Genomic DNA, 9,912 nt, shown 5'->3' on the forward strand with positions numbered 1-9,912 from the left:
TATAAAGACAGCGGATTTGAGATTATCGGAGTCGCAGCTTGCGAAAAGGCTGCAACCGCGGACGAAGCGCGGACCAACGTGGATGCCTGGCTGACCGAGAAGTTCCCGAATCTGAATTATCGGACAGCGTTCGATTGCACTGGCGAAATGAAAAAGCTCTGGCTGGAACCCAGCTCTTCGTTCGGGATTCCCACCTCGTTCGTGGTCGACCGCGACGGCCACATCGCTTATATCGGCCACCCGGCACCTCTCGATGACGTTTTGCCGAAAGTCCTTAACGGCAGCTGGCGCAGCAGCTATGAAGCGAAAGCCGTCGATGCAAAGCGAATCTCGCGTGTGCGCGAATCGTCGCTGAGTCAGCCGATATACGCCAAACTTGGGCCGGCGATGCAGGACGAGGATTGGGCAGCGGCACTATTGGCCATCGAAGAAGGCCTCGCCGTGATGCCAGACTCTTTTGATTTTCGGCGGGTTCATGCGGATATTCTGCTTCACAAGCTGCGCGACATCAAAACCGGCTTGCCGCTTATGCGCGAATTGGTCGAGGACGCGATCAACAAAAAGTTCGAAGCGATGTCTTGGGTGGTGATGGCGCTGAACCAACTCTTCCATCCCACGATCGACAACTCCCATCTTCCGCATGATGATCGCTTTGCGATGGGCAAGGAGCTCTCCGAACAGATCCTGGAACTTAATCCTCCGCAAGGCGATGGAGACTTTAAATTCGGGTGTTACTTTCCGGTCGCTCAGTATTATTACGAGAGCGGCAACAAGGACCGGGCGATCGAGTTGATCGAGGTGGCAATCAAATCGCTGGACCATTCGGAGCCAGTGCCGGACCAAACCAAACAGCGCTACCTCACCTCGTTGCTCCAAGCCCTGGCCAACTACACGGGTGAGCCTGCCTGTCACGCGGGTCTCTGTGTGGCTCCGCAAAACAAGACTTCCGAAACTCAAAACGCTGTCACTTCCTGAGCAAGGATCGCGAAGGGCATGACAATTGGAATTGAACACCGGCAAATCCGCCCGCCCAGGCGCACTTCGCAGCAATAACGTCGATGCCGCAAAAGTGCGCGGCTTGCGGCAGGTGGAATTTCCATTGCGTTTACCTCGGGTCGAACCGCGGCGCAGGCGTTCGCGCCGCGGTGAAAGGTCTCGCATTGGTGGACGTGCTCGAGGTCGGCCACGGGACACTGTTGCGTGGGATCGGCTCGCCCAAGCCATTCCCCGCCCACGCAAGCGCCCGAACCACACATCGCAGAAAAAGAGATCGTCCTTCAAGAGGAGTACTGAAATTGGGGAAAAGCGAAATTCCTCATGAACCGGTTGGCCCTGCTGTCCACGGGGACGACGAGGCCCTTGCTTCCCCGTTCGTCAAATGCCTCCTGCGGCTCATTCGTACTCAGGATTCCTTCGGCTTATGGGAAGGCCATTCGGATGCCGAGCTGCTGGCCGAGTTCATCATCACCAAGCAACAGCAACGTGCGGTACCCTTTGGCGGCGATCCCGATCCTGACGCGCTGTGGAGGCTCGACATGTTTACACCGCCGTAGCGCTTGCGATCGAGGAGCGCTCCGGCGTGTCGACGTCGCCAATAATTGGAATGAAGCCCCTGCGGGCTTCCAGCGGTTGGGCGTTCTGTCGAGACGTCCACCGGTTCGGCTTCGAGACTTTCCGCAAACTTGCTGAGGCCGGTACGAAACTGGTCGACGATGCGACTGCAGCCATTGAAGCCTAGCCCGAGATGGAGCGCATCAACAAAACCATTGTTCCAGGAAGGATCTATGTCAGACCTAGATAGGATGAGGAAAAAAGTCTGAAAGCTCCAGTTGCGTGCAGCTATTGCCAAGATGGCATTGCAGGACCTCGTCGAGGGTCTGCCGGGCAAGTGGGCCGACATACAGGAAGTCGCCGAGAAAACCCAAGCCGTTTATGCCGAGTTGGATGTTGCCAAGAGAGAACTCGCTTCAATGAAGAATTTAGGATGATGCGCACATTCACCACCCGTGACGGCTCCATTTGGATGCCGCCGTACCTGACCTCCATCGATAGCAAATCTGCATCGGCTGCTGCCGTTGTTTCAAGGTCTGCTCGCGCGATGTCATGCATCTTCACGGCGTTGATGATGCGGGTGAAATCCTCGCCCCTGCGATGACGAGGACGACGATTTCGACGGCAAGCTCAATCGCATGATCATGGTTGTCGATGATGCCGGCCGCTGCATAGGCTGCGGAGCCTGCGGCCGCGTCTGCCCCAAGAACTGCCAGACGCATGTTGCGGCCGACGAGCTCGCAACATGATCTGGCGAAAACCAGGAGAACGGCGTTGCACTTCATCTTTTTGTCGGCTCGTGGGGCTGGTCCTGTGCAGCAATGCGTCGATGGTTTACTTCGCTTTGGATTCGATCCGTGTGGCAGTCGTCACGACGCTGGCCTGTTCGCTGCTGCTTCAGGCCTGCTATTTCGGCTGCGTGCTCTTTTTCGCGGACGTCGATGATCTGTAGAACTGTTCATTCGCTCCGCAGAGGGCCGGCGAATCCAATCTCTTCCTAAGCCCGTTGGCCGTAATCGAAAGACACGGGGCCGGCGAGTTCGTGCTCAGCTGCCACTGTGCTAGCAAGGGAACGGAATCCAATCCCGGAGCAGATGGCCAGAGTTGAGCGAAGACTGCGGTCGGAGCTCCTGCGCTTCCGGGTCTCCAAGGGGACGACTTTGCGAACCGAAGGGACTTTGAACCGTTGACGTGGCCAGCGTGCGGTAGGTTGGGCCAGCGACAGGGATCCCGGCCGGCCGGGAAGCACCGCCCTCTCAATGTGCGTTGACTTCGCTTCCTTTGGCGAAATGTGGGTAACGGCGAGGGCCGCACTCTTCCCGGGCCGTCGACATTCCCGCCCTTTTGGTGCGTGCGCCGTTAGGCGCGACAATTCGGTGCCCGCGTGTAACTGCGCGCATTCGCCGAAGCTTAGACGTGGTGCATTCCCGCTCGCCCGTTTGGCGGACAGTTCCGGCCGTGCTGGTTTTGCCGCCTAACGCCCGCCGCTCGTCACTGCCACACCCCTCTCCGGCAACGGCTCGGCGCATCGCGCAAGCCGGTTTAGCGATCAGGCCAGGCCCTTCGCGAGTTCCAACGCCTGCCGTTCGAAGAGGCGGCGGTAAATGCCACCATCGAGATTGATCAGGGCGGCATGATCGCCGTCCTCCATGATGCGGCCACGGTCGAAGACGAGCAGCCGATCGAGCGAGCGGACCGTCGACAGCCGGTGTGCGATGACGAGTGTGGTTCGGCCCACCATCAACCGATCCACCGCTTGTTGAATGAGCACCTCGGATTCCGAATCGAGGCTCGATGTGGCCTCGTCCAGAATAAGGATCGGCGCGTTCGCGAGGAAGGCGCGCGCGATCGCCACGCGCTGGCGCTCGCCGCCGGAGAGCTTCAAACCCCTTTCGCCGACCAATGTCCCATAGCCCTTCGGCAGGGGCGCGATGAATTCGTGGGCACTTGCCAGTCGTGCCGCTTGCTCGATCTCGGCCTGGCTCGCGCCAGGCCGGCCATAGGCGATGTTCTCGGCAAGCGACCTGTGAAACAGGATCGGCTCCTGCTGCACGATCGCGATCTGCGAACGAAGGGACTCTTGGGTCACCTCCGAGACGTCCTGACCGTCTATCAGGATCCGGCCGCCGCTCAGGTCGTAGAGTCTCTGGATCAGCTTCACGAATGTTGTCTTGCCGGAACCGGAGGGTCCAACCAACCCAACCCTTTCGCCAGCTTCAATCGACAGCGAACATTCGCTATAGAGCGGCAGGGGATGGTTGGCGTAGCGGAAGTGGACGTTCTCGAAATCGATACGGCCGTTCGTGATCCGGATCGGCTTGGCCTCTGGACGATCGGCAACATCCACCTGCTGATTGTGGATGGCCACCAGTTCTTCCATATCATTAACCGAGTGCTGCACGTTGCGGACATGCATGCCGGCATCACGCAGATAGCCCTGCAGGACGATGAAGGACGTGAGAACATATGCTATCTCGCCCGGCGTTGCCTGTCCATGCGACCACAGAAGCAGGGCATATCCGACCACCGCCACCCTGAGCGCAACCAAAGTTACGCCTTGGGTTGAGCCGATGATCGTTCCGCGCACCCAGCTCCGGCGCGCGCGGTGCCGCCATTTCGTCATGATATTTGCAAGCCGCTCGTCTTCGCGAACCTCTGCGCCGAAGCCCTTGACCACAGCGTTGCAACTGACCGCGTCCGCAAGCGCGCCGCTGAGCCTTGTGTCCCATCGGTTGGCAAGGCTCGCCGCTGGCGCGACATAGCCGAGCGACAGCGAAATCGAAAACGCAAGGTAGACGAGAGAGCCGCAAGCAAAGATCACGCCCATGACCGGCCAGTGCCAGCCGAGCAGCACCGTCGAGCCGATCAAGATGACAAACGACGGGAGCAGCGTGACGAGTATCGTGCTGTTGAGGAGGTCGAGCGCCCACATGCCGCGCGTTATCTTGCGCACTGTCGAGCCGGCGAAGCTGTTTGCATGCCAGTCTGTCGAAAAGCGCTGCACATGATGGAACGCTTCGGTCGCGACGTCGGAAATCATTTTCAACACCAGGTCGCTCAGGCCAATGAAGGCGACGTGGCGCATGGCAATGCCACCGAGTGCCAATGCAATCGGTACAGAGAATGCTGCAACAGCTGAATCCGAAGCTGGTGCTGCCGCATTAGCAGCACGAGAAACAGCGTCGATGAGTCGGCCAGAATAGAGCGGCATCAACACGTCAGCCAGCGTGGAGGCGAGCATCGCGGTCATGATGATCGCGAGCCGGGCCGGCTGCCTGTTCCAGAGGCGAACAGTGAAGGCGAAAACGTCGCGACAAGTGGCGCCGCGCCCATGGACGGGGAAACGTCTCATAGTTTCCAAGCGGGCGCATCAACACGCTCGGTCCCAAAGACGATAAAAGACAAAACTGGAATTTCGACCTCCCCCATAACAGCATCAATTTTGGCGGGCAGCTCTTGCCGCCTCACGACGGTGAGTTCAAAAGTCGTGCCAACTGAGCGGGAACATCCGAAGGACAAATTCAGCAGGTTACCGAGCCTGGAGAAAGTCAGCCGCCATCCAGTCGATACGATTGCTACGGCTGCTCAACTCGGGAGATTGGAAAAGAAGGTCGATGTATCGATTGAATTTTGAGCTTGTTCTTGCCTCGATCAAATAAGTACAGTTGCAATGCAGCTTTCTCAGGCCCGGCACTTAGGTGCTGATTTCAAAAGCGCGCCGCGAATACTTTCCTGCCCATATTCCGTCAATCGAATGCTCGACTGTCGGATTGTGCGCTCCCCGACACAGTGCTGTCGGTTCGCCTCCTGGGTACCTCCCCCGTCGATTGACGACCTGAAGGAGAAGCTTCGCTCGCAAGCTGGCACGACTCTTGAGGGTACTCCAGGTGGCGGAAGGAACTCCGGCTCGAGTCCCGTTGACTTCGGATGTTGCGAGGCTGGGTTGGAGCAAACTGTGCACCAATGAGAACGCAATGAAGGAGACATCATGGAACTCCGGCGGATTGCGGTGGAGTTAGACCTATTCCTCAAGATGACTGATGATGTCGCTCAATCCGAACAGTTGTTCGAACTGTTGTCTGCGTTTGCGCTGAATTTCGATTGCCCGTGGATTGCCTATGGGCCGCTCGCATCAGAGAGGGCTTTCAAGCCGAACCGGGAGGGTTCTGTGGTGATGTGGAATTATCCTGCTGAATGGCAGGAGCGCTACTCGAGAATGGGCTATGCCAAAATAGACCCCCTCATCAAGAAAGGTCGAAAGGAGGCGGGACCCTTTCGATGGAGCGAGGTGTATACTGATGAAAACATAACTGAAGATGGACGCCGCGTCTTGGACGAAGCAGCAACATTCGGCTTGAGGTCAGGCGTTACCGTCCCATTACATGGCCCTGGTGGCAGCTTTAGGTTTGTGAGTTTTGCTCAATCCTCGGACTGCGAATTGCAGAATAGAGCGATCACCTACCTGCAAATGGCCGCGCTGCGGTTTCATCGGATGGTTACGAAGTTCGACACTACGACTGCGTCGGAACGAGCTCATAACCTGTCTCCGAGAGAAATAGAGTGCATTGATTTGGTGTCACAAGGAAAATCATCTTGGGAAATAGGAACTATTTTAGGCAGATCACGAAATACGATAGATTTCCATTTAAAAAATGTAATGCGGAAGTTGGATGCGACCAGCAGAACGGTAGCTGTTGTAAAAGCTTTGAACCTTGGGATTATCCAACCGCCGTAGGTGCGCAGCTAGTTCTCCGCCCGTAGTAGCGCGCGTGATAGCCGAGACGCTCCGGCGTGCGCTCGCTCTTCGAAGCACCCAGCGCCTCGTCCATCTCGGCCTCGAGCACCTCCTGCATCACGGCGCGAATCACCTCGTGCAATCCATCCGGCTTCGAAAGCAAAATGTCGTTGACGCTGCTACGGCGGATTTATCTTCAGGCTTGGTCCTGGTGGCGATGCTGAGTTCGCTTCGCTGAGATTGGGCGGTCATGACAGGGTGGTGTTCAATGTCACCGATTCCTGGAAGAAATTACCATCCGTATTAAGCGACTGACGATGAGTGATGTGTGTCCAAAATCTGACAGCTGTCAGAAAACATTTCGGGTTCAATACAGCGGAGCGTCTTAGCCCTGTCGGGCTTTTCGAAGCCTATCTCGCAGTAACTGCGCGCCAGGCGCACTAGCTCGGCCTTTGCTGGTCGATGTGCGGCAATATAGTGTGAGGGCTGACCCGCATGAGAACACGGAACTCGCTCGATGAAGGATGATCGACGGCATCCAGAAAGCTTCTCTCCGGCGGGTTCGAGGGTGCTGCGCGCGCATCTCGGCGACGGGCCAGCGACCAACGGTTGAGGCTACATCTCCGGAGCGAGTGATGCCTCGAAAGATGCAATGCTGTCTCTGGTCCGACGCGCTGGAAGTTTGTGAAGGGTCGGCCCGGCAAATCGGTGAACCGGGCGGCTTAGGCTGCCAAAAAGGGTAGATGTCTGCGTTGCCTCGGTAGATCAGCAGGCGGTATCAGAAAGCCAAAGGCACACGCACACCATCGTGGCGCTTCGCAGGAAGTAGATGGGAGTAATCACCAGTGATTTTACCGGAACTTCGCTCAGCAAACACAGCCGGCAGGGTTTTGGAGATAACGACGACCACGGGATGCGTCGTAGGATGTTCATATTGTCCCCAGGACAAGTTCGCGGTCCGGCAAAGAAAAGTGTCTCATGCGAGTCATCTGGATCTTGAAGATTTCAAGCGGTGTCTGGCCCGCGTACCGACTTCCGTCGACATTGGTTTTGCGGGATACTCCGAACCTTGGCTCAATCCGGACTGTACCGAAATGGTGGAGCACGCCTTCGCCAAAGGCCATGGCATCAGGATTTTTACGACGCTGGTGGGAATGAACGGGCAGGACCTGCAGCGATTGCAAGCCTTGCGCTTGGGCGTATTCGTGGTCCATGTTTTCGATGACGGCACCTACATGAACAGCCGCCTGGTCGGAGACAAGTATCGCGATCTGGTTCGTCAACTCGTCGACGCGGACATCCCCTTGATCCGATTCGTGGCCTTGGGCGAGCCCCACCCAGATATAGCCGACATTATTCCTACCGAAGCCCTGATAAAAGCGCGGCCGGTGAGCAGTAGGGGTGGAAGCGTCGACCCTAAGATCGTTGCACCACGTCAGCCAGTGGTCGGAGCCCTAACCTGCGTGGACGCACGACAGTATCGGAATGTTCTTCTTCCAAACGGCGACGTTACCCTGTGCTCTATGGATTTTGAACGGCGTCACGTATTGGGCAACCTTCTATATGAGGGTTACTCCGCTCTGTTTGAAAAGCCAGTTTTTCGCGAAATCGTCGACCGCATGAATGGAGCAGATGGTTTTCTGCTTTGCAGGATGTGTGAATTCGCCGACCCAAACGACCGGACCTGAGTGCATGCCGGCCGAGAGGGCGTGCCTGGCAGTGCGGATGGCCCCACGACAGATGCACCTGCCCGCGACGCCATCGTGTTTTCACGTTACGCCAGTATGTTCCTGTAGGCGCGGCAGTGGGCCTCGAGCATTTCGGAGACGAGCTCATCGAAAGGTCTTCGCCTTCCAACCGAGCTTGTCGGCCTGCCTAGCTTGAGGTAACGCCGATCACAGGTCAACCATCGGTCGGATGGAAACAGTGTTAGTCGATCCCGATCAGAGCTTGATTGCTTACTCACGGCTCACCTCGTCAACGCCTTCACCCTCCCGGACGATCTCCTTTTCGACTCGCCTGAAGGCAGCAGCCCAGCTGCGGCCGGGGATGGTTGCCGTCGCGGTAGTGGACGTTCTCGAAACCGATGCGGCCCTTCGCCAGCGCGTCTCCCGGTTGCTTCCGCCTGGCCTACGAACGGGCTTTCCGTCAAGGGGGTCCACGGCGGCCCCGCCCTCTTGATCCGGCGGCTCGGGCCAGTCATCGCGCAAGAGATCGGAATCCGCATTCTTCTCAAAGAGAGCGTGGCTTTCGCTGTGTCATCGGTCATCAAATAGTTTCTTGAATCAGGTTGGTGTCCGCAGCCCGAGGTTGAACGGCGAATATTGATGACCGCCGCGAAGCCGCTCGCTCGCTACGGCGCTATTGAGGAGCGCGCTCGCGAGCGGCTTCGCTACCGCCGAGCGACACAACCTCTGGCGACGCGACCCTGCTGATCTCCTTGGACTCATTCATTTGTCCGGAGCGCTATGGGCAGCGAAGGGTGGGTACGTCAACTACCTGATGCCATAGTAGCGATGCTTTCGCGGAAGCTTTAGAAGCCATCCTGTTGCAGCACATTCGAAAGCATCCGAATGGAGGGCAACGCAACCCAACAATATTTGATGAGGATGCCGGCATCACCAGACCAAACCCAGACCAAACAAAGCTGCCTCCGGCATTCTGCTTCAACGTTAAGCGACGAACATCTGCCGCAAACCACTAGCCATTAAACAGCTCTCTTCTTTGAAAGACTATGTGCAGAGGACTTGATATGGACACCGACGCTTTCACGGCTCATGAATCTAACGTTCGTCGTTATTGCCGGGCGTTCCCCACCGTCTTTACGAAGGCCCTTGGGGCGACGATCTGGGACGAGACGGGTAAGCCCTTTATCGATTTCCTGGTGGGTTCCGGCGCACTCAACTACGGGCACAACAATCCGGATATTATGGCGCCAGCGATTGAATATCTCGTCGGTGAGAACATTCTTCTGTCGCTTGATATGCATACGGCGGCAAAGCGTGACTTCATTGAAGGGTTCGTCGATTGGATCCTGAAACCCAGAGGCCTTTCGTACAAGATTCAGTTTCCCGGGCCGACCGGCACGAACGCCAACGAAGCGGCGCTGGCGCTGGCGCGAAAATACACCGGCCGCTCGAGCGTCATGGCCTTTACGAATGCGTTCCACGGCATGTCGCTCGGCTCTCTAGCGGTGTCGGGCTCGGCCTCAACCAGGGAACTGGGAGGCGTCGCTCGCCACGATGTGATCCGTGTTCCCTATGACGGCTATCCGAGCCAAGCTTTCGATTCCGCCAGTTACATCGACAGCGTTTTGAGCGACCCGGGGAGCGGCATAGAAAAGCCTGCCGCAATCATTCTGGAGACCATCCAGGCCGAAGGCGGCATGAACGCCGCATCCGCAGCTTGGCTCACGGAAATTCAGCGCATTTGCCGTACGCACGGCATTGTTTTTATCGTCGACGATATTCAGGCGGGTGCGGGCCGAACTGGCGATTTCTTCTCATTCGAGTCCGCGAAAATCGAACCGGATATTGTGTGTCTTTCCAAGTCCCTAAGCGGTTCAGGTAGTCCGTTGTCCATCGTTCTGATTCGACCCGACTTGGACATATGGAAGCCCGGAGAAC

The 9,912-nt window shown here is 57.3% G+C and carries 8 protein-coding genes and 3 pseudogenes; 9 read left to right on the forward strand and 2 right to left on the reverse strand.

Going from position 1 to position 9,912, the window contains the following annotated elements; all coding sequences use genetic code 11:
• From EN991_RS39850 to EN991_RS10825, 5 genes and pseudogenes are all read left to right on the forward strand, one after another.
• Positions 1–975 (forward strand): TlpA family protein disulfide reductase (locus EN991_RS39850; RefSeq protein ID WP_164768967.1); only part of this gene is annotated, 975 nt, incomplete at its 5' end.
• A gap of 335 nt (positions 976–1,310) precedes the next feature.
• A pseudogene (locus EN991_RS41660) lies at positions 1,311–1,738 on the forward strand (DUF269 domain-containing protein).
• Positions 1,739–1,829: 91 nt separating this feature from the next.
• A complete protein-coding gene (locus EN991_RS10815) occupies positions 1,830–1,988 on the forward strand; it encodes a CCE_0567 family metalloprotein (protein ID WP_224571204.1) in 159 nt (52 codons plus the stop codon).
• Positions 1,985–2,300, forward strand: a pseudogene (fdxB, locus tag EN991_RS10820) (ferredoxin III, nif-specific). The gene EN991_RS10815 and the pseudogene fdxB overlap by 4 nt, the downstream one beginning before the upstream one ends.
• Positions 2,297–2,503, forward strand: a complete 207-nt coding sequence (locus EN991_RS10825) for an exopolysaccharide production repressor protein (protein ID WP_082826584.1) — start codon at positions 2,297–2,299, stop codon at positions 2,501–2,503. Before fdxB ends, EN991_RS10825 begins: the two are co-directional and overlap by 4 nt.
• Before the next feature lie 597 nt (positions 2,504–3,100).
• Here the strand turns inward: EN991_RS10825 and EN991_RS10830 are convergent.
• Entirely contained in the window at positions 3,101–4,903 is a 1,803-nt protein-coding gene (locus tag EN991_RS10830) for an ABC transporter ATP-binding protein (RefSeq protein ID WP_063169366.1), read from the reverse strand.
• Here EN991_RS10830 and EN991_RS39855 point away from each other — a divergent pair.
• Entirely contained in the window at positions 4,883–5,185 is a 303-nt protein-coding gene (locus EN991_RS39855) for a hypothetical protein (protein ID WP_127262113.1), read from the forward strand. The two genes, EN991_RS10830 and EN991_RS39855, sit on opposite strands and share 21 nt — an antisense overlap.
• Positions 5,186–5,539: 354 nt before the next feature.
• Positions 5,540–6,286 (forward strand): LuxR family transcriptional regulator, encoded by a 747-nt coding sequence (locus tag EN991_RS10835; protein ID WP_063169365.1) that lies wholly within the window; start codon positions 5,540–5,542, stop codon positions 6,284–6,286.
• A 16-nt stretch (positions 6,287–6,302) separates the two neighbouring features.
• On the opposite strand, the pseudogene EN991_RS10840 reads toward EN991_RS10835, so the two are convergent.
• Positions 6,303–6,538: pseudogene (locus EN991_RS10840) on the reverse strand (transposase); the annotation flags it as partial.
• A gap of 719 nt (positions 6,539–7,257) precedes the next feature.
• On the opposite strand from EN991_RS10840, the gene EN991_RS10845 reads away from it, so the two are divergent.
• On the forward strand, positions 7,258–7,974 hold the full coding sequence (locus EN991_RS10845; RefSeq protein WP_224571099.1) for an SPASM domain-containing protein: 717 nt from the start codon (positions 7,258–7,260) through the stop codon (positions 7,972–7,974).
• A 1,064-nt stretch (positions 7,975–9,038) separates the two neighbouring features.
• On the forward strand, positions 9,039–9,912 hold an 874-nt coding region (locus tag EN991_RS10850), incomplete at its 3' end, for a diaminobutyrate--2-oxoglutarate transaminase (protein ID WP_127368726.1).

This window comes from Mesorhizobium sp. M7A.F.Ca.US.005.03.2.1, from assembly GCF_003997795.1.
Classification (GTDB): Bacteria; Pseudomonadota; Alphaproteobacteria; order Rhizobiales; family Rhizobiaceae; genus Mesorhizobium; species Mesorhizobium ciceri.